Source organism: Mechercharimyces mesophilus (assembly GCF_059818345.1).
Map to the genome: position 1 here is coordinate 973,404 of NZ_JCBAPH010000001.1, position 24,489 is coordinate 997,892.

Sequence of the window (24,489 nt, forward strand, 5' to 3'; positions counted from 1 at the left end):
AAACTTATGCCCTCTTTACTAAATTAGACACAATAACGACATTGCCATTGGCTTCTGCCCCAATAAATTCGGCGGATACAGGTGTTCTGGCTAAGGTGATTGTATCCACTACCTGAAAACTAGATGCAGCACCTGAACTTGAAGCAATAGTAAAAGCGACATTTTCTGCATTATCAGGAACAAAGAAAAAGCGTGTTTGAGTAGGTGGAACAAGGGCTACATCATTTATTATTTCATTACTAGTTGGAATCGTATAGTTTGAAATTGCTCGTAAAGTTACATTTGCAGCTATATTTCTAAATATTACTCTCGCCATTTTATCACTCTCCTTATAATATATATATTCTATAAATTAACTTTTGTTTGTATATATCTACTAGATTCATATAATTAATCTCGCCTGGAATTGGATTCGAATGGGTTGGATGGTGGATGGGTTTTGAGAAGAGAAGCCTCGTGTTAGAATACATAAGGAGAATAGTGAGAGGAGAGAATGGGATGAAAGAGATCACAGCGCAACAATTTGCGGAGATGTACCGTGAGAATGGGTTGAAGGAGGAGAAGCTTATCGATGTGCGTGAGACGCACGAATGGGAGGCATACCGCTTGGAGGAAGCTGAGCTCATTCCGCTTCAAACGCTTCCGGAAGCCCTTGCCCGCTTACCGCGGAAAAAGACCATCTATGTACTATGCGCTCACGGTGTGCGCAGTCAGCATGCCACCCATTATTTAAATACTGCCGGTTTTACAGATGTGGTGAATGTAGAAGGCGGGATTACCAAAGTATTACTTTATCTTGAAAATCCTAACTACACAGATAAAAGCTGAGCAACTCTTCAAGAGCAGCTCAGCTTTTAAACGGATTAATCGTCCTCTTCTACCACTTTAATGGAATCCGTTGGACAACCTTCCTGGGCGTCGAGGACTTCTTCATGCAACGATTCGTCGATGATGGCAGTCCCTGTATTATTGTCAAGAATCACATAGGCGATCCCATCTTCATCGTAATCATATACATCAGGTGCTGCAGCCCCACAAGCTCCGCACGCAATGCAAGTATCTTTATCGACCCAAGTACGCATTGGCTTTAGTCTCCTCCCATTTATATTCCAAGAGAGAATGTATTCCCAATCCCCATTTTTATTGTAGAATGAGCCATCAACAATTGCAAGGAATACATCACTATTTTAGCCGCGGAAGTTGTTTTCATCCTGGTAATCTTTTTTATTTCTACTAGAAGTGTACGATTGTAAGCAATAGAATGATAGATAAATATTTATACAGTCATTTCGCAATCTCGGTAACGAAATTGTACTGAGGAGAAAGGGAAATCGTTGGAGTGAAACAAAATATGACATCGCCGGAATGGCGATTTGGCTTACTTATGAGTCTTTTTATCACACAAGGATTTATTTTGATAAGTGCTTTCATATTACTATTGGTACAAGGAAGACTGAGGTGGGAACTGTTCGGTCTGCAAAACGATGTGGGTTGGCTTATAGGTGGAAGCGTTGGCTTGCTTGTCGTGATACTGGATGTCGCTATCTATCGATGGGCCCCCGCTCGTTTATTTGATGACGGAGGGATTAATGAAGCCCTCTTTATGGATCGCTCTTGGTGGCAAGTGACACTTATCGCGTTGTCGGCGGCCATAGCGGAGGAATTATTGTTTCGCGGAGTGCTTCAATATTGGCTGGGTGTTTTTCTTACCAGCCTTTTGTTTACGCTGATTCATGTTCGTTATCTGAAAAGCTGGCTCTTGATGATTGTGGTTTTCGCTATTAGTTACGTGTTCGGCTGGTTAGTGGATTGGCAAGGAACGCTCGCTCCTGCGATCGCCGCCCACTTTGTGTTGGATTTTCTCTTAGGAATGATGATCAGTAAGAAGTGGATTGTAACCAAAAAGGAGTGATGAGGACGTTCGCTCTCGTATACAATGAGGGAAGGGGGGATGGTTTCTGTTCTACTATACATTAGGAGGGACGATTTCCCTTCTGCTGGCACTTATCGTGAGCGGGGTTTATCCGGATGAGTTAGCATTTGAGGGGGTTTGGACCTACTTTTCTGTTACTTATCTCTTTACGTGGGTCTGTCTGCTTTTTAGCCTGTTCTTAGGCATTCGCTGTGCGGTAAAGGCGATTCAATGGTTGGTGGAATTGCCAGGGCCTCTTTTCTCTATCCACAGATGGAAGTATTTAGTCCCTGTGCTGTTGGTGGTTATCAGTATCAGTGTTTCATTTATTGAATTTCCAGAATTGACATTATTCTGGCTCGTTCTCTTCTCTGCACGCGAAGGATGGGAAGTATTCAAAAAGCGAAGGGCGATCATGAGAAAGAAGAGCTCGCTTGACGAGGTGTAAGGAAACACCGTATAATGTGGTCGCACCATCCTTACATAAAGGTTTGTCTCTGGAAGGAAAATAAGCAGTTCATTTGCATTTTGTGCAGGAATCCGAGACCAGTTGCATTGTTTGATCGAGGGTTCTTTTTTGTTTCATTCTCTTTGAATCTACTCAACTTTCCGGATGCAAACAAGCATAAAATGATGTATGCTAAAGGTAAAGAAAAGTGAGACTGTGCGATAGCGTAACCAACGATGAGGAGTCCTCATACGCTATAAGAGGGGTCTTCACAAGAGGGAGGGTAAACGATGCGTGTGGAACGTCTGGATCGGGACAAGATTCGGTTTTTTTTATCCCTGGATGATCTGGCCGAACGAGGAATCAAAAAAGAAGATATGTGGCATGATATGCCGAAAGTACACGAACTTTTTAATGATATGATGGAGCAAGCTTACCATGAATTGGGATTTGAGGTGTCAGGTCCAGTCGCCGTTGAGGTATACGCCATGCCGGCACAGGGGATGATTGTCGTCGTCACACGCGGAACCTCCTCCAAAATAGGGGACGAATACGATTATGATGCCATGTATGAATTAGAAGTGACGATGGAAGAAAGTGATGAAGTCGCCTTTCAATTTTATGACTTTGAGGACCTTATTCAAGCGGCTAAAAGAGGGAAAACACTTGGAATCGGTGGAGGAAAGGTGTTTTACTACAAAGATAAATACTACCTGCTGATTGATGCCAAAGAGGATGCTGAGCATCTGCAAGGATTTGTAGCCGTTCTGACGGAATATGGTGAAGCTGCTTCGATGAGTGAAGCTGTCTTATATGAATATGGAAAGATTATTTGGAAAGAAAACGCACTGGATGAAATTGTTCGCTATTTCTCTTGAGCGAAGGATAGGGTTAGAGAAAGCGGCCTACTAGGAAGTGCCGCTTCCTCTTGCAATTTTTATTTTATGATATTAAATGCCTTTGGCTATTTTTCTATGTCGCTGAACACAGATGAAGATCTAACGTAGGCAAGGATTTTAGACAGAAATGTGATGAAGGGCGTTTCTCTCTTTGGTCATGTGTTGCCATTGCGTTGATAGTTGCCATATACGAAAGAGGTTGCGTTCTTTACAATAATTAGGCCGTGCTATGTGAATGAACTTTGTAACTGAATGGAGAGCAGTACAAAAACTTTTCAAAAGGCGGATATCCTGTTCTCTTTCTGCGGCCAAGTATTGTATACTTGGTAGTGGATTTGTTGGGAACTCTTTTGTTGAGGTGGTCAGGGATGGGGCAAAATTCAGATGTAACAACGAAACGCGATCCAGTGGAACCGCAGGAAAACCTAGATGTCTTGGCTTCGACCCAGACGGTGATTAAGAAAGCACTAGAGAAATTGGGGTATCCAGGTCATGTTTTTGATTTATTAAAAGAGCCGATGCGCTTTATGCATGTGCGGATTCCTATTCGCATGGATGATGGCCAAATTCGTGTGTTTACAGGCTATCGCTCACAGCATAATGATGCGGTTGGACCAACCAAGGGGGGGATTCGTTTTCACCCCGATGTTACGGAACATGAAGTGAAAGCGCTTTCTATATGGATGAGCCTGAAGTCGGGAATTGTGGATCTCCCTTATGGTGGAGGCAAGGGCGGGATTGTCTGTGATCCTAGACAAATGTCCTTTCGTGAGTTGGAACGTTTATCTCGCGGATATGTGCGAGCGATCAGTCAGATTGTAGGACCTACAAAGGATATTCCTGCTCCTGATGTATTTACCAACTCGCAGATCATGGCGTGGATGATGGATGAGTACAGTCGTATTAAAGAGTTTGATTCACCCGGTTTTATTACAGGGAAGCCCTTGGTGCTAGGTGGTTCTCGTGGTCGTGAGACGGCAACGGCCAAAGGGGTTACCATTATGATTCGTGAAGCGGCCAAAAAGCGTGGTCTGGATATACAGAAAGCGCGGGTTGTCATTCAAGGGTTTGGGAATGCAGGTAGTTACCTTGCGAAATTCCTGCATGATGCAGGTGCGAATGTTATTGGAATATCGGATGCTTATGGAGCCTTAACGGATGAAAATGGACTAGATATCGATTATTTATTGGATCGTCGGGATTCTTTTGGCTCGGTAACGAGGTTATTTAAGGATACGATCACCAACCAAGAGCTATTGGAGATTGATTGCGATATTTTGGTACCAGCTGCCGTAGAAAACCAGATTACAGCTGCGAATGCACACCGCATTTGTGCGGGTATTGTTGTGGAAGCAGCCAATGGTCCAACGACACTAGAGGCGACCAAAATCTTGTCTGAGCGCGATATTTTGCTTGTTCCAGATGTACTCGCCAGTGCTGGTGGGGTGACGGTATCTTACTTCGAGTGGGTACAAAATAATCAAGGCTACTATTGGACGGAATCAGAAGTGGAGAAGAAGTTAAATGATGTGATGGTTTCTGCATTTGAAAATGTCTATAATACGGCCAAGACCCGTCAGCTGGATATGCGCTTAGCCGCCTACATGGTTGGTGTGCGCAAAATGGCAGAAGCATCGCGCTTTCGTGGCTGGGTATAAGGTTCTCTTTTTGAAAAGCACCCCTAAGTTTTCTTGTGGGTGTTTTTCTGTTTGGGAGGGTGAAATTACGTGCAAGATGTGATTGTTGTGGGTGCAGGCCCTTGTGGCTTGTCCGTTGCAATAGAATGCAAAAAACGGGGATTGACTCCACTCGTGCTGGATAAAGGTTGCGTAACCAATTCGATTTATCACTTCCCATTATATATGGAATTCTTTAGTACGCCTAACAAGATTGAGATTGGTGATATGCCCTTTACCACGATGGGAGCAAAGCCAGGGAGAGCAGAGGCGTTAAAGTACTACTTGGCTGTGGCGAGACGATATCAATTAAACATACACACATATGAACGAGTACAGGAAATGGAATTTGTAAGGGGGCAGTGGATGGTTCATACCGAGCGGGGAGGGGAGAAGTTTTCGTACCAGGCTCCCAATGTGGTGATTGCCACCGGTTACTATGATATTCCTAATCAAATGAATATTCCGGGAGAAAGTTTACCCAAGGTGCATCACTATTTTCGAGAAGCGCATCCCTACGCTGGCTTGGATGTACTTGTTATCGGAGGGAAGAATTCTGCCATCGATGCGGCCATGGAACTCCAACAAGTGGGGGCTCATGTGACGATGGCTTATCGCCGCTCTGCTTTTACAGACAGCGTGAAGGCATGGATTCGCCCTTTGATTGAGAGTAGCATTCGTAAGAGAGAGATTCGGATGTTGTGGGAGACAGAAGTTGTACAGATCAGTGAGGCGGAAGTTTTCCTGAAGAAAGGGGAGCGGCGCTTCGCGCTAAAAAACGATGCCGTATTCGCGATGACAGGATACAAACCACAATTGGATTTGCTTCATCAGATAGGTGCTGAAGTGGACCGCGCGAGTGGGGTGCCTGTTCTAGATGAGGAGACCATGGAATCGACGAAAGCGGGTTGCTACGTAGCAGGTGTGATTGTAGGAGGAAACGACACCAGCAAGGTTTTTATCGAAAATGGGCGTTTTCATGGTGAGCGCATAGCAAAGCATATTAAAAGAATGAAATAAGTAGAGGGGGAAGGGAGACTCAATCGTTAGAAGGAAGATTCCTCCCTTCTAACAAAAATAATCTCTTTATTCTATTAAATTGACAATTTACACCTCTCATTTTATAATGAGAATTGAATTGGTAAAAAAGTGTATTAAGACCAGAATAGCTGGTGAGTATCTGGTTTCTCTATAATGAAGGGGGTTTCTTTGAGTGGAAAAGAAGAATATAAGTAGGCGTAGGTTTCTAGGGTATGTAGGAGCGGGGGTCATTGCTTTTGCTAGCTTTACCTTATTTAAACCGATGAAAGCATTAGCGGATAGTGGAAATTCACCCACTACTGATCCAATTGACCCTTCGGAGTTGCCTCGTGATCCAAGCGAGTGGGGGGATGTCATAGCGGAAGGCCAAGAGGAACTGCCACAAGATCCAAATGTTCGGCTGGTGGATATCGAAGCTTTCTATGGTGTGGACTAATCTTTTTACATAAACAAGGAGGGATAAAATGTATCCATTAAATATGGTAGAGACAGCCCGGTCTCAGATTGGGTATATCGAAGGACCTGGAAATGACTCGAAATACGGAGATTGGATAGGGGTTCCAAATCTACCGTGGTGCGCTTCTTTTGTTAGCTGGTGTGCCGCTCAATCGGGAAATCGCTCGTGTTACGCAAGGAGTGCTAGAGTACAAGATCACCGTACTTATCAATTTATTCATGGAGGAAAAGTATTATCCAAGGATTCTTTCGTAAGCTATATTGATAGTATGGCAACTGACCCTTTTCGTATGCGTGAAAGAGTAGCCATTGGAGCACTTGTGATATTTACTGGTTTTTCTCATATAGGGATTATCGAAGAATACAACCATAGTACAGGGAATATTTATACCATTGAAGGGAATACTTATTGTATTTCTATTGATGAACCCTACCATGGTGTGTGGAGGCGGAAGAGGCATATTACCGATTCTAATATTCTGGATATTAATATTCCGAATTGGGATGGATCCACAATTGATCAGTTAATTCCTCTAACAGGTGGAGTTGTCCCGCTTGGTCCTCCGTATGATAGCGGTGGAGCATCTGCTTTTCCTGGAGCACGCTATTTCTATATTGGTGCGCATAATAACTATGTTACGATACTAGGGAAAATGCTGATCAAAGCGGGCTATGGGAGTTACTATTCAGTTGGAGCAGGTCCCCATTTTACAACAGTAGATCAGCAAGCGTGCGCAGCCTTTCAGCGTGCACAAGGATGGACAGGCAGTGGTGCGGATGGAATCCCGGGCCCCGCGACTTGGGAGCGTCTTGCCGCCGGTTATGGTGGAGGCCCTTCCTACTCAGCCCCCTCCTTTCCTGGTGCTGAGTATTTTGGTTTAGGTCAATCCAATGAGTATGTCACGTTATTAGGAGTACAACTTGTCAAAGCAGGGTTCGGACAACACTATTCTACGGGACCTGGCCCTACCTGGAGTGAAGCGGACCGTCTCAATTGTCGAGAGTTCCAACAGGCACAAGGGTGGTCGGGGAGTGATGCAGATGGTTACCCCGGGCCTAGCACGTGGCAACGGCTATTTCAACTGGCGGGTAGCTCTCCCAATCTTTCGGTATACCCAGGGAGTCATTTTTTTGGTCCAGGTGCCAATAATGAATATGTAACCGCTATGGGGAAACGATTGATTGCGAAAGGGCACGGCCAGCACTATTCGGTAGGTGCTGGACCCAAGTGGAGTGAAGCCGATCGCCTTAATTGCCGATCTTTTCAGCTAGCACAAGGATGGACAGGCAGCGATGCGGACGGGATTCCGGGTCCGTCTACTTGGCAACGATTGCATTCATAATCTACGATAAAGAAGATTTGCATCAGTAACGGTCTTGAAAAGTGACTGGAGAGAGGATGACCTCTAACTCTCGAGTCACTTTTTCATTTCTTTAGATGACTGACAGAATGGTTCTGAGGCTAACTACTCGTTGGCGGTCGGATGCTGGCTTCATTTAAGCGAAGTATTCTTTCGCCTCTTTTTCGCCACTTAAAGCTAGGCTTAACTTGATCCTCGCTTTCTGTCCATTAAGACCACTGGAAAAGAGGCATCCTAACTGTTTTAAGTGATGGCCTCCGCCTTCGTAACCATATGAGTCTTCCACAAACCCATTGTAACAGCGAGAAACAATTAGTACGGTCATTCCCTGTTCCATCGCTTCAATTAATGAAGGGAGCATGAGTGGAGGCAGGTTTCCTTGCCCTAGCGCTTCAATAACAATCCCCTGATACCCCTTCTCTTTCGCATAGTGAATAAAATCTCCATTGATTCCGGCAGCGGCTTTGGTCAGTGCAACCTGTATATTTTTCGATAAAAAAGGGAGGGTGTCGGAGGGGGCCACTTTCTGCTGGAAGACGACTTCTTTCTTTGTAAGATGACCGATCGGCCCGGTGGCGGGGGAACGGAAGGTTGCCACGTTACTAGTATGGGTTTTGGTCACGTAGCGTGCTGCATGAATTTCATCATTAAAGACGACGAAAGCGCCTTGCCCACATGCTTTATCGCTGGCGGCTACGCGCACGGCACTAACAATATTGGAAGGTCCGTCAGCTCCCAATTCATTCTGGCTACGCATGGCACCGGTGAGGACGACAGGCTTGCTACTGGTAAGGACCAAATCAAGGTAGAAGGCCGTTTCTTCGAGGGTGTCTGTACCATGAGTGACGACAATACCGTCGCAGTCTGTCTTCGCCTGTCGGGAAGCAATCTCTCGTGCTAAGTGATCCATATCCTCTAAGGTGATATGGGGACTGGGAAGGTTGAAAAGATTCATCATCTCCACGTGTGCATAGTCGGACACATAAGGTAGGATCTCCTTTAGTGTATTCGGGTCTTGCGGGGTAATGGACTTGGTTTCAGGATCATCTGCCATGGCGATCGTCCCGCCGGTATTGATGACAAGAATATTTTTCATATAGTAAACTCCTTTCTCTGTGTCACTCCATGCTCTATCATACGTGATTCTTTCCCTATTCGCCAACAGAATACTTCAAGTCTGTTGGCATGAGAATAAAAAGAGGGGAGGAGGCTCACAATACCGGTAAATATCCCCGGTAAAGGAGACCTGAATGTGTACAAGCGGATAGCGGCCTATCTCTTTCCGATCACCGCCCTGCTCTTGCTTATTGCGGCGGTATGGGGAATCCAGATAAACCAGGAGCGCGATCAATTGCTCGTTCGAACAGAAAATCAATACCAACGCTCTTTTCATGAGCTGAACTACCACATGGTAAAGCTACAAGAAGAATTAGGGAAATCATTGGCCCTTAATACACGGAAACAACTATCAACCTGCATGACGAATATTTGGCGGCTGACGTATGCGGCCCAGAATGATATGAGCCAGCTTCCTCTTCATAGTGGTTTACTTGAACAAACAGAAGAATGGATAGCGAAGATGGGGGACTTTTCTTATCGTGTAGGCGTACGGGATTTAAATAAAGAGCCCCTAAGTGACAAAGAATGGACGACCCTTAACCAGCTGTACGATGGTGCCAATCAAGTGCAGGAGGATTTACAAAGTGTACAGGAACAGGTTTTTACGGACCAAATGCGTTGGACAGAAGCGGAGAAGGCATTGGCAAGCCAGGAGAAAGGTGTAGGGAACCAACTGGTTGATGGTGTCCAAGGGGTTAACAACGTGGTTACTGAGTTTTCAGAGGTAGACTGGGGACCGGCCGTCAACAACATGGAAATGCGGAAGCGCAAGCGGTTAACCCATCTTAAAGGGGCTCTTATCTCAGAAGAGGATGCGAAGAAGCGAGTAGCCAAGCTACTGGCGCTTGATTCTACGGATGGAATGAAGGTTACGGTGAACAAAAATGACGATGACGAAACCGTCAGTGTTCATGTGGATACGCAAGAGAAAAAGGCGGATGTGGACTTAACCCATCGTGGAGGACACGTGATCTGGATGATGTGTGACCGCGAAGTGAAAGAGGAAAAGCTTTCACTGGAAGAAACACGGGCAAAAGCGGATGCCTTCTTAAAGCGGATAGAATATGACAACATGATTCCGATCTCTTACGATCAAGCGGGGAAGATGAATGCGATCACTTATGTTCATCAAGATGGTGAGGTGTTGATGTACCCAGAAACCGTCGTGGTCAAGGTGGCGATAGATAATGGGGAAATCATGGGTCTTACCGCAGATGAATATGTGTATAACCATCAAGATAAGCCTACAGGAAAGCCGGCACTCACCTTGAAGGAAGCGCGGAAGTATGTAAGCCCGAAATTAGAGGTCGTCAAAGACAACTTGGCGATCATTTATGGGGATACAGGTGACCCTGTTCTCTGCTATGAATTCTTGGGAAATATCAAGGGAAATCAGTATCGTATCTTCATTAATGCCAGCAATGGAGACGAGGAATTTGTGGAAAAAGTACAGAGCCAGAGCACTTCGTAAGAGGACAGAAAAAACGGGTTGTTATTCGCGAACAACCCGTTTTTTTCATTGCATGTCAATGATATAATATGGTATGCTAGCAGTGTAAACGTAAGGTTACCTATCCTAATTTTCTCTTACTGAATGTTGTGGAGAGTGGATGCACAAGTAAAACGAAATACATAGTGGGTGCCATCAGGTTTATGACTGTTCTATGCTGTCGGTTACGTTCGATATGGATTGCACTTGACATCGAGTCAATCGAATAAAGTTCATCCACTATCGAGCAGGCGTGCCCTGCTCTTTGTATTTTGTTGTTGGAGGACCTAAGTTATGAGGCAATTGATCGTAGCAATTGACGGACCTGCAGGAGCAGGAAAAAGTACCGTCGCTCGTTTAGTGGCGAAAGAGCTGAATTATACGTATATTGATACGGGTGCAATGTATCGAGCGATTGCTTGGAAGTCGCTTTCTCTAAGCCAGAGTGCTGAAGAAAGTGTGACACAGGTGGCGCAGGAAACGGTCATTACCCTGGAGTCAACGGAGGACGGGTCGAAGGTCTTAGTGGATGGGAGACAAGTCACCCGTGAGATTCGTAGTACGGAAGTGACAGCTGCAGCATCGAAGATTGCTAAATTTCCAGGCGTGCGGCGGGCATTGATTGAAAAGCAGCGCCAGATGGCGCAAGCGGGTGGAGTTGTCATGGATGGCCGAGACATTGGCACACATGTCTTCCCCACTGCGGAAGTGAAGGTTTTTCTGACGGCCTCCATTGAGGAGCGAGCGCGACGGCGATATGACGAGATGAAGGAGCAAGGTCAAGCGGTGGATCTGAAACAATTACAAGAAGAGATTGGTGCGCGTGATTATGCAGACCAAAATCGCGAACACTCCCCGCTCAAACCTGCTACAGATGCGGTTCATATTGATACGACAGGACTTGCGATCAGTGATGTCGTTGGTGAAATTCTACACTTGTGTAGAACAAAATCAGGTACAAAGGAGTAGCATATGTGGTATACGATTTTAGGCTACTTCTTTCGCCCTTGCTTTGTTATTCTCTTTCGCTGGGAGGTTGAGGGAAGAGAGAATATCCCCAAGAAAGACCCCGTTATTCTTTGTTCCAATCATGGTTCCAATTGGGACCCGCCTTTGATTGGAGCGGCTGGACGGCGCTCTTTGGCCATTATGTCAAAGGCAGAGCTGTTGGAGATCCCTGTTGTGGGTCCCGCTCTCAAAGTGCTGGGGGCTTTTCCGGTCAGACGGGGTGTGGGTGATACGAGTGCGATTCAGTTAGCAGTAGATGAACTGTCAAAAGGGAAAGCTCTGCTAATCTTCCCTGAAGGGACACGCTCCCGCGATGGGAAGGTGAAGAAGGCACGCCCAGGTGCGGCCTTGATCGCTGAAGCGTCGAATGTGCCTGTTATTCCCACCGCTATTATCGGTTCTTATCGTCCTTTTACAAAAATTCGCATTGTCTTTGGTTCGCCGGTGAATATCAATGAAGATCCTGCTTATCAATCTCTGGATGCGCGCCAGCGTGCACAAAAAGTGATGGATCAGGTGGCGGATATCGTCGAGCAGAAGAAGGCAGTGTGAACATAAATTTTGACGAGCAAATCTTTTGCTTGTCGCAGGGCGTATCAACCGTCCTCGCTGTAGTGGAAGATGGAAGGTTCATCACCCACACAGTGGAAACTCCCTCTTTACATTGGAGGAAGAAGTTGATAGGGTATACATGTTTGCAGGTTAAATGAGGAGGTTGTCGTTCATGGTGGAAGAAGAAATGAATTCTGAGATGGCTGAAGTGGCATCGCTTACACGTGGGGATATCGTTAAGGGAAAAGTGAGCAAGGTAGAGGATCGACAAGCAATGGTCGATGTTGGCTACAAGTTTGATGGGGTTATTCCAATTTCGGAATTATCCAGTCTTCATATTGAAAAAGTAGAAGACGTGTTATCCGTTGGTGACGAAGTAGAAGTAAAAGTGCTACGCATCAATGATGACGAAGATAAACTAATCTTATCCAAACGTGCGATCGATGCAGAGCAAGCTTGGGGAGAGTTAGAAAAAGCGCATGCTACAGGTGAAATCATCGAGGCAGAAGTGGCTGATGTGGTTAAAGGTGGCCTCGTGGTTGATTTGGGCGTTCGTGGCTTTATCCCGGCTTCACTCGTTGAGCGTCATTATGTAGAAGATTTCTCTGGATACAAAGGGAAGGCATTGCGTCTGAAAGTAATCGAAATGGACCCAGAGAAAAATAAGCTCATCCTTTCACAAAAAGCGGTTTTAGATGATGAAGTTGAGCAGAAAAAAGTAGAAACGCTGAACCAGCTGGAAGAAGGAGAAGTGCTGGATGGCGTTGTTCAACGTTTAACAGACTTCGGTGCTTTCGTCGACGTAGGTGGTGTCGATGGTTTGGTTCACGTGTCCGAATTGGCATGGGAGCGTGTGGAACATCCGTCTGACGTATTGTCAGAAGGAGACGAAATCAAGGTGAAAGTGCTAAGCGTAGATCGTGATAACGAGCGCATTAGTCTAAGCTTGAAAGAAACACTTCCTGGACCGTGGGACGTTGTTTCTACGAAAATCCATACCGGTGATGTGGTAGCTGGAACGGTGAAACGCCTTGTTTCCTTTGGTGCATTTGTTGAGGTGCATCCAGGAGTAGAAGGCCTGGTTCATATCTCGCAAATCTCGCATCGTCACATTGCTACTCCAGAAGAAGTATTGGAAGAAGGCCAAGAAGTAAAAGTGAAAGTGCTAGACATGCAAGCAGACCAAAAGCGGGTTAGCTTAAGCATGAAAGAAGTAGAAGACGAAGAAGCGCGTCAAGAAATGGAATCATTCGAACAAGCGGATGTGGAAGATACCAACTCGAACTCTGGAATTACTCTAGGGGACGTATTTGGTGATCAGCTTCGCCGTCTAAAATAATTTCTTCACCCAAAAAGCCAGTCCTACGGGGCTGGCTTTTTGTATTGGAAAACGATTGTATCAGAACGTAATATAAACGGCTATACTACAAAAAGGTAACACCGAAGTGATGGAGACGATGAATGAATAGGGTGAGTCGCGATTGGATCTTTTTAATCTACTGGATTTTGATTTGAACAAATACACGCAAGCAGTTTTGCTAGGGATTATCACAGGACTGATTGTGCGCTTACGCATGTTGCGTATCGACTATCGCCAATATCCGACATACCCCCATGGACAGCTGATTCACATTTCCTTGGGTCTGATTGCGGCGGCCCTAGGGGCGATTGCGGTACCGGCCCTTCTGGAACGAAACTATACGGCTGTCACCTTCTTAACTTTGGCGGCACAGCAATTTCGTGATGTACGAAATATGGAGAGGCAGACCCTCTCCAAATTGGATCAAATGGAACTGGTTCCACGAGGAGCTTCCTACATCGAAGGCATTGCAATGGTATTTGAAGGGCGTAATTATGTTGTGATCATGGCGTCCTTGGTGACCACTTTTATTACCATGCTGTGGTCTGGTTGGATGGGCGTAGGGTTTGCCCTCTTGATGTTCGTAGTGGCGGGTTGGCTTCGGTCTGGGAGGAAAGTGAAAGACATTGCGGAAGTGAGCGAAGGCAAGCTGCGTGTGGAGGGACCCAGTCTCTATGTAGATGATATCTATCTGATGAACATCGGCTTACAGGACAATCAGGAACGGATCTTACATAACGGAATTGGTCTGATTGCCAATCCGATTGACAGTTCAGCAAGAATCACGTTGTCCAATATGGGTCAACGACAAGCGATCTTGCATGATTCGGCATCCATTCTAGGTGTTTATCGTGATACGGGAGAGCCTGCACTCACGCCTATCTCAAAGCGTGATTTGGATGATGGTCGCTTGGGGATTCTCTTTCTTCCCCAAGAACGAAATGTTGCACGAGCAGTAGAAGTGATACGCAATGTGCCTGTTCTGGAAAGTGCCGTTCATTTGCCGAACGAATTTCCATAGAATTTCACAGTGAAGAGAGGGATGACTGTGGGAACGACACATGAGAAGATGATATTGGCCGTTATAACGAGTGATAAAGAGCGTGTGCAAGGTGGGGGTGCCCCCATCTTTTTTGCGCGTACAGACGAACAGTTGGAGGAAATCGCCTTTCTTCTGGAGAAAATCTTGGATGGCATCGCGCACAAACTGGATGAACAAGTGATGATCATCGTTCGTCATGCGGGATAATTCTCTACGAAATGTTTTTGAAAAGCCCTTTAAAATCGCATGAATGAGTATGATACAATAGACAAGGTCCAATTGAGTATTTGTGAGAATAAGGAGCGTAAAAGAGATGTCGTATCCTGTTGTAGCTATTGTCGGACGTCCCAATGTAGGGAAATCGACATTATTTAACCGAATTGCGGGCGAACGTATTTCGATTGTAGAAGATCAGCCCGGTATTACTCGAGATCGAATTTATAGTCGTGGGGATTGGAACGGAAGACCTTTTCATCTTATTGACACCGGTGGTTTAGAGATGGGTGGCAAGGATGAAATGGTAGAACATATTCGGCAACAGGCAGAACTTGCGATTGCCGAGGCAGATGTGATTATTATGCTGGTCAATGGACTCGAAGGAATCACATCGGCCGATGAAGAAGTAGCACATATGCTTTACCGTTCGAAAAAGAATGTGATCGTCGCGGTAAATAAGATTGACCATCCCAAGCATTTTGATCATCTATACGAATTTTATAGTCTAGGATTTGGAGAGCCCATTCCGCTATCGGCTGTCCATGGTACAGGGACAGGTGACTTGCTGGATGAAGTTGTTAATCTTTTCCCAGTGACAGAGGTAGAAGAGTACGATGGGGATACCATCCGCGTCTGTGTCATTGGTCGCCCGAATGCAGGGAAATCCTCCTTAGTCAATACGATCTTGGGGGAAGAGCGTGTGATTGTTAGTCCGGTTGCAGGAACGACGCGCGATGCCATCGACAGTCCGTTTACGCACGAAGAACAGGAGTATGTGCTCATCGATACGGCTGGGATTCGTAAGCGGGGTAAGGTATATGAGACGACAGAGAAATATAGTGTGCTCCGGGCACTCAAATCCTTGGAGCGTTCTGATGTAGCGCTTATTGTGTTAGACGGTGAGCGCGGAATTGCGGAACAAGATAAACGGATTGCCGGCTATGCCCATGAAGGAGGGCGAGCCTGTGTGTTTGTGGTGAACAAATGGGATGCGGTAGAAAAAGATGAGCACACCATGCGTAAATTTGAAGAAGAGGTGCGGGAACAATTTCATTTTATGAAGTATGCACCGGTTATTTTTCTATCTGCTAAAACAGGCCAACGGGTAGGACGTGTATTACCAGTTGTAAAAGAAGTAGCAGAACAGCATGCGATGCGTGTGTCCACCTCTGCGCTCAATGATGTCGTTCAACATGCTTTGGTGGCAGCGCAACCGCCATCAGATAAAGGGAAACGATTGCGTATCCAATATGTGACCCAAGTGTCGGTGAAGCCACCACTGATTTTGCTGTTTGTGAATGATCCTGAAATTATGCATTTTAGTTATATGCGGTATCTAGAGAATCGCTTACGTGAAGCTTTTGGCTTTGTAGGAACCCCGATCCGACTCGGTTTACGTAAGAAATAGAGAAACGAAAAAATATGGGTATGATGCCCTCCGTGGGAGGTGAAGAGAGTTGAACTTTCTTGCGATAATCGTCTCTTATTTTCTCGGCTCAATCAGTTTTAGCTATTGGATTCTCCGCTTGACAAAAGGAATCGATATTCGGGAATTCGGCAGTGGCAATGCAGGTGCCACCAACACGTTACGTGTGGGAGGGAAGAAGTTAGCGCTTGTGGTGTTCCTGTTAGATGTGCTAAAAGGTGTGGGTGCGGTTGGATTGGGGCTCGCCCTTAGCAATGGGAATGCCATCCTCCCGCTCGTGTGTGGGCTGGCCGTGATCGCTGGACATAATTGGCCCTTGTTTATGAAGTTTCGCGGGGGAAAAGGGATCGCCACTACCATTGGTGTAGTCGCCATGTTATTTTTGCAGGCAGGTTTACTTGCTGGACTTATTGCCATTCTTGTGATTTTTATTACAAAATATGTATCATTAGGCTCGCTTGTTTTTGTTACTGCGCTCCCGCTCTTTATTTGGCTATTGGGATATGAACCGCTCCCTTATGCGATGCTCTTTAGTGGTGTGTTGATGGCATTTGCTTATTTTCGCCACCGTGAGAACATCGGACGTTTAATCAAGGGGGAAGAGAGTCAGATAGGTTCCAAAAAAGCAGGAAAGGCGGAATGAGTGCATGAAGAAAGTAGCAGTCTTAGGTGCAGGGAGCTGGGGAACGGCCCTCGCGGCTGTACTAGCAGATAACGGGTTAGACGTTACGCTCTGGGCACGTCAAGAAAGCATAGCGCAATCAATCAATCTTCATCACCAAAATGAGGTTTACCTTCCGCATCACTCCCTTCCAGAGTCCCTTGTGGCCACCTCCAACTTGAAAGAGGCCGTACAGGGTTGTGAGATGGTGCTGATCGCTGTGCCATCGCATGCGATGCGTGAGGTGGTACGTCAGGCACGGCCTAGTGTGATGAAAGGGGCTTTGCTTGTACATGCTACCAAAGGCTTTGAACTGTCCACCTTAAAACGGATGTCGGAAGTTATCGCGGAAGAGATTTCAGGGGTGACAGAGCGCATAGCGGTATTGTCTGGTCCTAGTCATGCAGAAGAAGTGATTCAAAAGCAACCGACGACGGTTGTGATTGCTTCTACTTCAAATGCAACGGCAGAAGCAGTCCAATCGCTTCTCATCAATTCCTATTTCCGTGTCTATACCAACCCGGATGTGGTTGGGGTAGAGATTGGTGGCTCACTGAAGAATATTATCGCTCTTGGAGCGGGACTCTCCGATGGCCTCGGTTTTGGAGACAATGCGAAAGCGGCATTGATGACGAGGGGTCTAGCTGAGATGACGCGCTTGGGCAAAAAAATGGGCGCTATGCCGATTACCTTTCTCGGTTTGGCTGGAGTGGGAGATCTGATGGTCACTTGTACCAGTCAACATAGCCGCAACTGGCGTACAGGTCACTATCTTGGGCAAGGAAAGCCTCTAGAAGAGGTGCTCGAGCATATGGGCATGGTTGTAGAAGGGATTAAGACCACGCGTGCCGCACAGCAGCTGGCAGAATCGTATGCAGTGGAGATGCCGATCACGAAGGAACTTCATGACGTTCTCTTTCATCAGAAGGAACCACGCACAGCGGTGGAAGCGCTAATGAATCGGGGTAAAACAGCTGAATCAGCCGAATGGATTGAAGGATAACTAGATCTTTGCGGATTAGGTGTTTCCTTTGTTACCCGTTGACCCATTTTGTCATACGCTGTAGTACATCCTTTCATTACTACAACTTTATGCTCTTTGTTGATCAGGGAAGGGACCAGTTGGTCAAGGAAATGGGTAGTTTGGTGATGGTAATGATAAGGAGAGGGGTAACGCGGCTGGATGGCCACGTTACCCCGTTTTTATTTTCCTCCCTTTAAGATGGCGGAGAGCAGACCGCGTAAAATGGGAGACTGCATGATTTTAACCAGTCTTCCTATATCAACGAACTCCAGTAATTTGAATAGGGAGAGTTGATCGCTACCTCCCCCACTCCCTGAACCTCTATTGCTTTCTTCGGGAGCGAAAAAAGGCGGAGGAGAGGATTTTTTTTCCTGTTTATTTTCTTGTTCGAAGAAAGGAAAGGGAGAAGAGGAAGGGGCTTCTTGGCGGTTTTGTGGGCGTCCATAATTCGAAAAAGGTGGGGGTTCGTCGGCTCGATTTCTGTCCCTTTCTCTGTCATAGTACGGAAAAGGATTTTCTGAGGAAGGTTCACGTTGATAAGGCGGATAGTTCGGTTCATTATTAAAATCAGGAAAGGGGGATTGGTTATAGGAACGCTCTGATTGTTGCGGAGAGGACGGCTTTTTCTGATCATCCATATATTTTTGAGCGAATTCGAACATTTGATAGGTAGAATCAAACATGCGCTCTAATCGTTGCAGCGAACTGCTGAGGTCGGAAACGGTGGTACGGATATTAAAGAAATTACTCAATATATTCGCCAGATTGAGGGAAGAAAGTGGCTGGGTGCCTGTATCTGTTTGGGCAGAAGGTTTTTTTATTTGCGATCGCTGGGTGCCTTTTTTCTTCGCTCTGGGATAAGGTGCGGGTGTGGGTGGCTTTTGGGATGGTTGGGGTCGCCTCGGTTTCTTCGGTTGGATACCTTGAGATTGAGATCGGGGTGCAGGGCGCTTCGGTGCGACAGCACGTTGTCTCATGGTGCTACCTCCATTCCAGGGCTAATGTCTCTTCATCCTATTCGGATGGTTCGATTTCGCGCAAGGCACTTGCCCCGGGTTTTGGGTAGGTAAGAGCGGATTTGCTATAATGGAACGTGAATAAGTACTTAAAGGATGATGAATGAGATGGATTTTTATGTAGCAGTTTCCCTTATTTTATTGGTAAATGTCTTGGTTGCGATTGCTCGCGTGGTGAAACGGAAATGGGTGCGCGGTCTTTTTTGGACACTGGCGATTCTCATGCTCTTCCCCGCTTTTCTATTTGGATTGCGTGCTTTAACCAGTTAAAGGAGTGGATATGCCATGAAACGAGCAACGTTGTTGATGGCTTTGCTTCTCTTCTTATCAGGATGTGGCAACCCTGCTAACTGGAGTGGCGGCAATCAAGAAGAAAATTTGCGTGAAGATGTTTTGCGTGTGCAGTCGGAGGTGGATCTGTATGTGGAAAATAATGAAAACCTCCCCGTCGAGTCGAATCGAGAAGATAAGACGACTTATGGAAGGGATGTTATCAACTTCGATGCATTGGGATCGACGCCTCCAGCATCTAGTTTTGCTGAGGGAGGAAACTTTCTCTTTGTGCTGGTCGATTCTGAAAAGCCCCAAGTGAAATTATTTGACCTTCGCACCTCTCAACGAGTAGGAGAAGTTCAATATCAGGTGCAACAGTATCGGCAAGATGAAGGTGAGCTCCCCTTGAAACAAGAGATTTCAGGAGGGTACTATGAGCTGGATTATGATGCCCTCGGGAGAGAAGCCGTCCGTGTTCCTAGTCCCTATTCCGCTCAGATTCAGTTGCCACTGGTTATCCATGAAACCGGTCAGCTCTATGTAGACTACCGCATGGATGTGATGCAACTCTTACAAAAAGATTCGCTACAAGTGGAAGAGGGGATGGATGCAAGAAGATTGCTTGTGGAATCTTCTATCTATGTTCCGGCACACTCTCCTATGATGAGAATGGAAGAGGGCGAACCTATTCTGCGTGCGCAATAAACATAAGCACCACCTCTCCTTCATAAAGATGAAGAGAACGAGAGAAAGGAGGGGTGGTTTACTTGGAAAGTCTTTGGTTTCACTTAATTGCTATTCCTGCTATCTTCCTATTGGGCCGACTATCTGCCTCGGTGAAAATCATGGGATTTCGTACGAAAGTGGCGATGAGAGAAGGCAATCCACACAAGCGAGGGTCCCAATGACGGGGGCTCATTTTTTTTATGCTATGAATCGGAGAGGCTTTTTTGTACATCTGAATCATAATAAAAGAATCTTCTCATATATTTATAGTGTTCAGCTCAACGACTTCGCGCCGACAGGGGAAGAATAGAAGGAGGCAATGGGAAATGAAGAAAATAGATATCTTTACAGATATTGCGGAACGGACGGGAGGAGACATTTATCTCGGTGTCGTCGGTGCGGTCCGCACAGGAAAATCTACGTTTATCAAACGTTTTATGGAGCAACTGGTGATCCCTAATATTAGTAATGAAGCGGATCGAGCTCGCGCAACGGATGAACTCCCGCACAGTGGAGCAGGGAAGACGATTACGACCATTGAACCTAAATTTGTACCGAATCAAGCGGTAAACTTGGCAGTAAGCGAAGGGCTTGACATCAATGTGCGGGTGGTTGATTGTGTTGGTTATGCGATTGAGGGGGCCAAAGGATACGAAGATGAGCAGGGGCCCCGGATGATTAACACACCATGGTTTGAAGAGCCGATTCCCTTTCAAGAAGCAGCAGAAGTGGGAACCCGCAAGGTCATTCAAGAGCATTCTACGATGGGAATCGTCGTCACCACGGATGGATCGATCGCAGATATTCCGCGTCATTCATACGAAGAAGTGGAAGAACGAATTGTTGGTGAGCTTAAAGAAGTGGGGAAACCTTTTATCGTACTGCTCAACTCGACACATCCGTACAGTGAAGAAGTGCAGATGCTACGAGAAGAGTTGGCAGAAAAATATGATACACCTGTAATGGCAGTAAGTGTAGCTACCATGATGGAAGAAGATTTTCTCTCAGTATTAAAAGAGGTTCTCTTCGAGTTCCCTGTCCATGAAGTCAATGTGAATTTACCTAGCTGGGTGATGGTTCTGGATGAAGAGCATTGGCTCCGTAATGAATTTGAAACGTCTGTTCATGAAACAGTGAAAGATATTCGAAGGTTACGCGATGTGGACGAAATGGTGTATCAATTTGAAGATTACGAGTTTATTGTGCGAGCGGCACTCTCTGGGATGGATATGGGTCATGGTATTGCAGAGATTGACCTTTACGCACCGGATGAACTGTACGATGAGGTGCTAACAGAAGTGGTGGGAGTGGAGATTCGTGGAAAGGATCATTTACTCCAATTGATGCAAGAGTTTAGTAAGGCCAAAACAGAGTATGATAAAGTGGCAGACGCCTTGCAGATGGTAAAGACCACTGGTTACGGTGTAGCGGCCCCCACATTGGAAGAAATGAAGCTCGATCAGCCGGAATTGATTAAACAAGGTCCACGCTTTGGTGTTCGTCTTAAGGCAACGGCTCCCTCCATTCACATGATCCAAGTCGATGTTCAATCGGAATTTGCCCCGATCATTGGGTCTGAGAAGCAAAGTGAAGAGCTCGTCAATTATTTGATGAGGGATTTTGAAGATGATCCTCTGCAAATTTGGGAATCGGATATCTTCGGTCGCTCCCTTCACTCGATCGTGCGCGAAGGCATTCAGGCCAAGTTGTCGATGATGCCAGAAAATGCGCGTTACAAACTACAAGAAACGTTGGAACGCATCATTAACGAGGGTTCTGGAGGCTTAATTGCCATCATTTTATAGTGGACTATAGAGGATGAATAAGATGATTGATTCTTTCGAAGCGCTCATTTAAGGGTGCTTTTTTTGCTTTATTGGCTAGAACCACTTGAACTTGCGGAATGTCTGTATTACAATGAACTGGCGAGATTGACCATATTCCCTCTTCTAGATGGAATATGGGAGATCGCGAGGATAGCAAGAGTAGCCAAAAGAGAATCCCTCTTTTGGTAGGGGAGCATCTACTCTCTGACATTCCTTTATATCTGGGAGGTCAATACCGTGAACAAAGCAGATTTGATTTCGCAAGTAGCTGAAAAGACGGAAATGACAAAGAAAGACGCTACGATGGCAGTTGACGCTGTACTAGATTCCATTACAGATGCACTTCGCACTGGGGACAAAGTACAATTAATCGGTTTCGGTAACTTTGAAGTGCGCGAACGCGCTGCACGCAAAGGACGCAACCCACAAACGGGTGAAGAAATCGAGATTGCCGCTAGCAAAGTTCCTGCTTTCCGTCCAGGTAAAGCATTGAAAGACGAAGTAAACGGCTAATAACCGACTGACTGGGTACATAGACGCGTGGTTTTACGAAGCGCGGCCCTACAAAAAAGCCCCTTATGATGATAGGGGCTTTTTTGTATGCTAAGGAGAAAGGGGCAGGAACACTGCCGGTCCACATTTGTGATATAATCGAGGGCGTACCTTCCTTACTTAGAAGGTGGGTTTGATTGGAGGCGACGAAAACAAGATGGTGAATCATGAAAAGATACAAGAAGCTGTGCGGATGATTCTCGAAGCGGTGGGAGAAGATCCTGACCGCGAAGGGTTAATGGATACACCGAAGCGGGTAGCTCGTATGTATGAAGAAGTGTTTTCAGGTTTGCACCAAGATCCAGCCGAGCATTTCTCGGTGATTTTTAGCGAGGATCACGAAGAGCTGGTCTTGGTCAAAGATATCCCCTTCTTTTCCATGTGCGAGCATCACTTAGTCCCTTTCTTCGGCAAAGCGCACGTTGGATATATACCTAAAGGAGGACGGGTAACCGGACTGAGTAAGTTGGCTCGTTCCTTAGAAGCAGTTGTACGACGTCCGCAGTTGCAAGAGCGGATCACTGCTACGGTTGCTGACGCGATCCAAGAAAAATTGGAACCACACGGCGTCATTGTCGTGATTGAAGCAGAGCATATGTGCATGACGATGCGAGGGGTCAAAAAACCGGGCTCAAAGACCATTACATCCGCAGTACGGGGGATCTTTGCTGAGGATGCTGCGGCACGCGCCGAAGCCCTTAGTCTGATCAGTACGAAGTAAGTGGTTGCGGAAAGCCGGCATCTGCAATTTTTTCTTGACAGTGGCGATAATCCCTTATATAATAGGACTTGTCGTCACTTGATACATACATTGTTTCAGATGCCGGGCTATGGCGCAGCTTGGTAGCGCGCTTGCATGGGGCGCAAGAGGTCGTCGGTTCAACTCCGGCTAGCCCGACCATAGAAGAACGATAAACTCTCCAGCTTTCTGGGGAGTTTTTTATGTGAGTAAACCGAGAGAACCGGGCACTTTTATGCTACCTGCTTTCATCCAGGGGCGTGTGGTTCACTCTTGGAGGCATGTTTCCTTGTTTCTCACGATAAACTGGTGACAAGGAGAGGAGAGGAATGCGATGAGCCATTTTCCTCGTTTCATGCTTGGTTCCATTGTACTGTGCGTCATGCTGGCTGCTCTTTTATCCCTTATTCCAACCCTGTGGACGTATCCATTTGGTGGAGAGCAACCTACGTTTCAATGGGGAGGAGAACAACCAAGTCAGCTGACGGACGAGACGATCGTCAATTTTCTGGTTGAACAAGACTTGAGTCTTGCTTTGCATCATGTGGAGTGGGAAAGCGAGGTTTTACGTGTAACCGTCAGCCAAGCGAAGACGATGACGGAAGAAGAAGTTTTTGGCCAATTATTTATCCTTCTTAAAAACAGCTTTGTCCATACAGAGAATGTGAATGCTGTTGAAGTAGAAGTCAATAAAGCAGACACATCGAAATGGGCACAGGTGGTAGCCAAGCGAACTCAATTGCAGAAAGATCCCTCTATGCAAAACCCAGAAGGACTATCGGAGAAAAAATATGTTGAGGAACAATTTCAGGTGCAATATACCAATCCTTGAACCTGTGGGGAATGTAGAATTATGTTATACTGAGCTAGAGAAAATGTTTTTGATGTTGGTTGTTTGTTGGGGGAGGGGCGCCAGATGACATCCATGAAAGAGAAAGAAATGGATGAGTTGCAATCCATTTTGTCTGCGGAGGTTCAGCATTCTTATGTTGAAACGTTCGTCGGGAAGGCAGAAGTACCGACGTTCTTTTTACGACTCGTGTTCGCAATGGTTCAAAGTAACCCGAAAGCACGCGAGCATGTTCGAGAAATAAGTGTAGCAATCACGCTTTTGCAAATGGGATTGGATATTCACGATCATGTTTCCAACGGCCCAGAGCATTCCCTCACAGGAATGCGCCAACGACAAATGCGTGTTTTAGCTGGCGATTACTATAGCAGTTTATTTTATCGCCGTTTAGCTGATATAGAGGAAATAGAATGGATTGCGCCTATTTCAAGAGCGATCTGGAAGGTAAACCAAGCCAAGGTTGATTTCTACCAGTTAGTGAATGCGCAATCAGAGATCCCATGGGAGACAGCATCTGAGTACTTTGTTGCTATTCGTGGTATGATTCTGAAAGAGACTGCTTGTCACTGTTTTCCTGATGAATCCCTCATATGGGAGCAAGTGATTCACCATATCGTTCTCGCCGATGCAGTGAAAGCGGAGGGGCTTCTTCCCGTTGTGGGTCCAATTCCGGAAGATGAAGTGCGTGTTCACGTGCAAAAGGCGTTATATCTGTTGGAACAACTGGCGTCAAACGAGGCAGTATCACAGGTTAGATTGTTGATACAAAATCGATTTCAAGCCATGACACAAGCATCTGCGGTACGAGAGGGATGAC

29 protein-coding genes and 1 tRNA gene are annotated in these 24,489 nt (G+C 46.1%); 26 read left to right on the forward strand and 4 right to left on the reverse strand.

From position 1 onward, the window contains the following. Nucleotides 1-4: 4 nt before the first annotated feature. Nucleotides 5-316 carry a hypothetical protein gene (locus tag AC6RGY_RS04930; protein ID WP_499860126.1) on the reverse strand — a complete coding sequence of 104 codons (312 nt, stop codon included), beginning with the start codon at nucleotides 314-316 and terminating at the stop codon, nucleotides 5-7. Between the two features lie 182 nt (nucleotides 317-498). Between AC6RGY_RS04930 and AC6RGY_RS04935 the strand changes: the two genes are divergently transcribed. Further along, nucleotides 499-828, forward strand: a complete 330-nt coding sequence (locus tag AC6RGY_RS04935) for a rhodanese-like domain-containing protein (protein ID WP_499860128.1) — start codon at nucleotides 499-501, stop codon at nucleotides 826-828. A gap of 35 nt (nucleotides 829-863) precedes the next feature. On the opposite strand, the gene AC6RGY_RS04940 is transcribed toward AC6RGY_RS04935, so the two are convergent. Then, nucleotides 864-1,082 carry a ferredoxin gene (locus tag AC6RGY_RS04940; RefSeq protein ID WP_499860129.1) on the reverse strand — a complete coding sequence of 73 codons (219 nt, stop codon included), beginning with the start codon at nucleotides 1,080-1,082 and terminating at the stop codon, nucleotides 864-866. Nucleotides 1,083-1,351: 269 nt separating this feature from the next. Between AC6RGY_RS04940 and AC6RGY_RS04945 the strand changes: the two genes are divergently transcribed. The 7 genes from AC6RGY_RS04945 (at nucleotide 1,352) to AC6RGY_RS04975 (ending at nucleotide 7,775) form a co-directional block, all read left to right on the forward strand. Continuing rightward, nucleotides 1,352-1,912, forward strand: coding sequence for a CPBP family intramembrane glutamic endopeptidase (locus AC6RGY_RS04945; protein ID WP_499860131.1), 561 nt, complete (start codon nucleotides 1,352-1,354; stop codon nucleotides 1,910-1,912). Between the two features lie 97 nt (nucleotides 1,913-2,009). Continuing rightward, nucleotides 2,010-2,360, forward strand: coding sequence for a hypothetical protein (locus AC6RGY_RS04950; RefSeq protein ID WP_499860132.1), 351 nt, complete (start codon nucleotides 2,010-2,012; stop codon nucleotides 2,358-2,360). 290 nt (nucleotides 2,361-2,650) lie between these two features. Further along, nucleotides 2,651-3,238, forward strand: coding sequence for a genetic competence negative regulator (locus AC6RGY_RS04955; protein ID WP_499860134.1), 588 nt, complete (start codon nucleotides 2,651-2,653; stop codon nucleotides 3,236-3,238). Nucleotides 3,239-3,627: 389 nt separating this feature from the next. Beyond that, nucleotides 3,628-4,917: a Glu/Leu/Phe/Val family dehydrogenase gene (locus AC6RGY_RS04960; protein ID WP_499860136.1), complete on the forward strand. Its 1,290-nt coding sequence runs from the start codon at nucleotides 3,628-3,630 to the stop codon at nucleotides 4,915-4,917. Between the two features lie 69 nt (nucleotides 4,918-4,986). Further along, a complete protein-coding gene (locus AC6RGY_RS04965; RefSeq protein WP_499860138.1) occupies nucleotides 4,987-5,955 on the forward strand; it encodes a YpdA family putative bacillithiol disulfide reductase in 969 nt (322 codons plus the stop codon). 193 nt (nucleotides 5,956-6,148) lie between these two features. Beyond that, complete coding sequence (locus tag AC6RGY_RS04970; RefSeq protein WP_499860140.1) at nucleotides 6,149-6,412, forward strand: twin-arginine translocation signal domain-containing protein; 264 nt, start codon at nucleotides 6,149-6,151, stop codon at nucleotides 6,410-6,412. 28 nt (nucleotides 6,413-6,440) lie between these two features. Next, a complete protein-coding gene (locus tag AC6RGY_RS04975; RefSeq protein ID WP_499860142.1) occupies nucleotides 6,441-7,775 on the forward strand; it encodes a peptidoglycan-binding protein in 1,335 nt (444 codons plus the stop codon). 154 nt (nucleotides 7,776-7,929) lie between these two features. Here the strand turns inward: AC6RGY_RS04975 and AC6RGY_RS04980 are convergent, their stop codons facing one another. Continuing rightward, entirely contained in the window at nucleotides 7,930-8,889 is a 960-nt protein-coding gene (locus AC6RGY_RS04980) for an asparaginase (RefSeq protein ID WP_499860144.1), read from the reverse strand. Nucleotides 8,890-9,045: 156 nt separating this feature from the next. Between AC6RGY_RS04980 and ypeB the strand changes: the two genes are divergently transcribed. The 9 genes from ypeB (at nucleotide 9,046) to AC6RGY_RS05025 (ending at nucleotide 17,669) form a co-directional block, all read left to right on the forward strand. Further along, nucleotides 9,046-10,383 carry a germination protein YpeB gene (gene ypeB / locus AC6RGY_RS04985; RefSeq protein WP_499860145.1) on the forward strand — a complete coding sequence of 446 codons (1,338 nt, stop codon included), beginning with the start codon at nucleotides 9,046-9,048 and terminating at the stop codon, nucleotides 10,381-10,383. Between the two features lie 312 nt (nucleotides 10,384-10,695). After that, nucleotides 10,696-11,370, forward strand: a complete 675-nt coding sequence (gene cmk / locus AC6RGY_RS04990; protein ID WP_499860147.1) for a (d)CMP kinase — start codon at nucleotides 10,696-10,698, stop codon at nucleotides 11,368-11,370. Between the two features lie 3 nt (nucleotides 11,371-11,373). Next, nucleotides 11,374-11,961: a lysophospholipid acyltransferase family protein gene (locus AC6RGY_RS04995; RefSeq protein WP_499860148.1), complete on the forward strand. Its 588-nt coding sequence runs from the start codon at nucleotides 11,374-11,376 to the stop codon at nucleotides 11,959-11,961. Nucleotides 11,962-12,136: 175 nt separating this feature from the next. Then, nucleotides 12,137-13,300 (forward strand): 30S ribosomal protein S1, encoded by a 1,164-nt coding sequence (gene rpsA, locus AC6RGY_RS05000; protein ID WP_499861465.1) that lies wholly within the window; start codon nucleotides 12,137-12,139, stop codon nucleotides 13,298-13,300. A gap of 142 nt (nucleotides 13,301-13,442) precedes the next feature. Continuing rightward, nucleotides 13,443-14,342, forward strand: coding sequence for a YIEGIA family protein (locus AC6RGY_RS05005; RefSeq protein ID WP_499860150.1), 900 nt, complete (start codon nucleotides 13,443-13,445; stop codon nucleotides 14,340-14,342). Between the two features lie 48 nt (nucleotides 14,343-14,390). Continuing rightward, on the forward strand, nucleotides 14,391-14,570 hold the full coding sequence (locus AC6RGY_RS05010; protein WP_499861466.1) for a capping complex subunit for YIEGIA: 180 nt from the start codon (nucleotides 14,391-14,393) through the stop codon (nucleotides 14,568-14,570). A gap of 106 nt (nucleotides 14,571-14,676) precedes the next feature. Next, nucleotides 14,677-15,987 (forward strand): ribosome biogenesis GTPase Der, encoded by a 1,311-nt coding sequence (gene der, locus AC6RGY_RS05015; protein WP_499860152.1) that lies wholly within the window; start codon nucleotides 14,677-14,679, stop codon nucleotides 15,985-15,987. A 49-nt stretch (nucleotides 15,988-16,036) separates the two neighbouring features. Continuing rightward, complete coding sequence (gene plsY, locus AC6RGY_RS05020) at nucleotides 16,037-16,648, forward strand: glycerol-3-phosphate 1-O-acyltransferase PlsY (protein WP_499860154.1); 612 nt, start codon at nucleotides 16,037-16,039, stop codon at nucleotides 16,646-16,648. Between the two features lie 4 nt (nucleotides 16,649-16,652). Next, nucleotides 16,653-17,669, forward strand: a complete 1,017-nt coding sequence (locus AC6RGY_RS05025) for an NAD(P)H-dependent glycerol-3-phosphate dehydrogenase (RefSeq protein WP_499860156.1) — start codon at nucleotides 16,653-16,655, stop codon at nucleotides 17,667-17,669. Between the two features lie 200 nt (nucleotides 17,670-17,869). On the opposite strand, the gene AC6RGY_RS05030 is transcribed toward AC6RGY_RS05025, so the two are convergent. Then, complete coding sequence (locus tag AC6RGY_RS05030; RefSeq protein ID WP_499860158.1) at nucleotides 17,870-18,667, reverse strand: hypothetical protein; 798 nt, start codon at nucleotides 18,665-18,667, stop codon at nucleotides 17,870-17,872. Between the two features lie 147 nt (nucleotides 18,668-18,814). Here AC6RGY_RS05030 and AC6RGY_RS05035 point away from each other — a divergent pair, with 147 nt between their 5' ends. From AC6RGY_RS05035 to AC6RGY_RS05075, 9 genes are all read left to right on the forward strand, one after another. After that, nucleotides 18,815-18,976, forward strand: coding sequence for a hypothetical protein (locus tag AC6RGY_RS05035; protein WP_499860159.1), 162 nt, complete (start codon nucleotides 18,815-18,817; stop codon nucleotides 18,974-18,976). Nucleotides 18,977-18,991: 15 nt separating this feature from the next. Further along, nucleotides 18,992-19,684 carry a YphF family lipoprotein gene (locus AC6RGY_RS05040; RefSeq protein WP_499860160.1) on the forward strand — a complete coding sequence of 231 codons (693 nt, stop codon included), beginning with the start codon at nucleotides 18,992-18,994 and terminating at the stop codon, nucleotides 19,682-19,684. 62 nt (nucleotides 19,685-19,746) lie between these two features. Then, nucleotides 19,747-19,887: a hypothetical protein gene (locus tag AC6RGY_RS05045; RefSeq protein WP_499860161.1), complete on the forward strand. Its 141-nt coding sequence runs from the start codon at nucleotides 19,747-19,749 to the stop codon at nucleotides 19,885-19,887. Between the two features lie 144 nt (nucleotides 19,888-20,031). Beyond that, a complete protein-coding gene (gene spoIVA / locus AC6RGY_RS05050; RefSeq protein ID WP_499860162.1) occupies nucleotides 20,032-21,510 on the forward strand; it encodes a stage IV sporulation protein A in 1,479 nt (492 codons plus the stop codon). Nucleotides 21,511-21,768: 258 nt separating this feature from the next. After that, complete coding sequence (gene hbs / locus AC6RGY_RS05055; protein ID WP_499860164.1) at nucleotides 21,769-22,044, forward strand: non-specific DNA-binding protein Hbs; 276 nt, start codon at nucleotides 21,769-21,771, stop codon at nucleotides 22,042-22,044. Nucleotides 22,045-22,240: 196 nt separating this feature from the next. Beyond that, nucleotides 22,241-22,804: a GTP cyclohydrolase I FolE gene (gene folE / locus AC6RGY_RS05060; protein ID WP_499860166.1), complete on the forward strand. Its 564-nt coding sequence runs from the start codon at nucleotides 22,241-22,243 to the stop codon at nucleotides 22,802-22,804. A gap of 103 nt (nucleotides 22,805-22,907) precedes the next feature. Continuing rightward, nucleotides 22,908-22,984, forward strand: a tRNA-Pro gene (locus AC6RGY_RS05065). A 172-nt stretch (nucleotides 22,985-23,156) separates the two neighbouring features. After that, entirely contained in the window at nucleotides 23,157-23,654 is a 498-nt protein-coding gene (locus AC6RGY_RS05070) for a hypothetical protein (RefSeq protein WP_499860167.1), read from the forward strand. An 84-nt stretch (nucleotides 23,655-23,738) separates the two neighbouring features. Beyond that, the gene (locus tag AC6RGY_RS05075) at nucleotides 23,739-24,488 is read left to right on the forward strand and encodes a heptaprenyl diphosphate synthase component 1 (protein ID WP_499860168.1); all 750 of its coding nucleotides are present in this window, start codon (nucleotides 23,739-23,741) and stop codon (nucleotides 24,486-24,488) included. The last annotated feature ends 1 nt before the right edge of the window (nucleotide 24,489 follow it).

Bases quoted from the DNA above. Each gene is read 5' to 3' on its own strand.
- cmk (WP_499860147.1), top strand. From the start codon at position 10,696: ATGAGGCAATTGATCGTAGCAATTGACGGACCTGCAGGAGCAGGAAAA.
- AC6RGY_RS05070 (WP_499860167.1), top strand. From the start codon at position 23,157: ATGAGCCATTTTCCTCGTTTCATGCTTGGTTCCATTGTACTGTGCGTC.
- AC6RGY_RS05035 (WP_499860159.1), top strand. From the start codon at position 18,815: ATGGATTTTTATGTAGCAGTTTCCCTTATTTTATTGGTAAATGTCTTG.
- AC6RGY_RS04975 (WP_499860142.1), top strand. From the start codon at position 6,441: ATGTATCCATTAAATATGGTAGAGACAGCCCGGTCTCAGATTGGGTAT.
- AC6RGY_RS04940 (WP_499860129.1), bottom strand. From the start codon at position 1,082: ATGCGTACTTGGGTCGATAAAGATACTTGCATTGCGTGCGGAGCTTGT.
- AC6RGY_RS04955 (WP_499860134.1), top strand. From the start codon at position 2,651: ATGCGTGTGGAACGTCTGGATCGGGACAAGATTCGGTTTTTTTTATCC.
- AC6RGY_RS05010 (WP_499861466.1), top strand. From the start codon at position 14,391: ATGATATTGGCCGTTATAACGAGTGATAAAGAGCGTGTGCAAGGTGGG.
- der (WP_499860152.1), top strand. From the start codon at position 14,677: ATGTCGTATCCTGTTGTAGCTATTGTCGGACGTCCCAATGTAGGGAAA.
- spoIVA (WP_499860162.1), top strand. From the start codon at position 20,032: ATGAAGAAAATAGATATCTTTACAGATATTGCGGAACGGACGGGAGGA.
- AC6RGY_RS04930 (WP_499860126.1), bottom strand. From the start codon at position 316: ATGGCGAGAGTAATATTTAGAAATATAGCTGCAAATGTAACTTTACGA.
- AC6RGY_RS04960 (WP_499860136.1), top strand. From the start codon at position 3,628: ATGGGGCAAAATTCAGATGTAACAACGAAACGCGATCCAGTGGAACCG.
- AC6RGY_RS05040 (WP_499860160.1), top strand. From the start codon at position 18,992: ATGAAACGAGCAACGTTGTTGATGGCTTTGCTTCTCTTCTTATCAGGA.
- AC6RGY_RS04945 (WP_499860131.1), top strand. From the start codon at position 1,352: ATGACATCGCCGGAATGGCGATTTGGCTTACTTATGAGTCTTTTTATC.
- AC6RGY_RS04935 (WP_499860128.1), top strand. From the start codon at position 499: ATGAAAGAGATCACAGCGCAACAATTTGCGGAGATGTACCGTGAGAAT.
- AC6RGY_RS05030 (WP_499860158.1), bottom strand. From the start codon at position 18,667: ATGAGACAACGTGCTGTCGCACCGAAGCGCCCTGCACCCCGATCTCAA.
- AC6RGY_RS05075 (WP_499860168.1), top strand. From the start codon at position 23,739: ATGACATCCATGAAAGAGAAAGAAATGGATGAGTTGCAATCCATTTTG.
- folE (WP_499860166.1), top strand. From the start codon at position 22,241: ATGGTGAATCATGAAAAGATACAAGAAGCTGTGCGGATGATTCTCGAA.
- AC6RGY_RS04980 (WP_499860144.1), bottom strand. From the start codon at position 8,889: ATGAAAAATATTCTTGTCATCAATACCGGCGGGACGATCGCCATGGCA.
- AC6RGY_RS05025 (WP_499860156.1), top strand. From the start codon at position 16,653: ATGAAGAAAGTAGCAGTCTTAGGTGCAGGGAGCTGGGGAACGGCCCTC.
- AC6RGY_RS04995 (WP_499860148.1), top strand. From the start codon at position 11,374: ATGTGGTATACGATTTTAGGCTACTTCTTTCGCCCTTGCTTTGTTATT.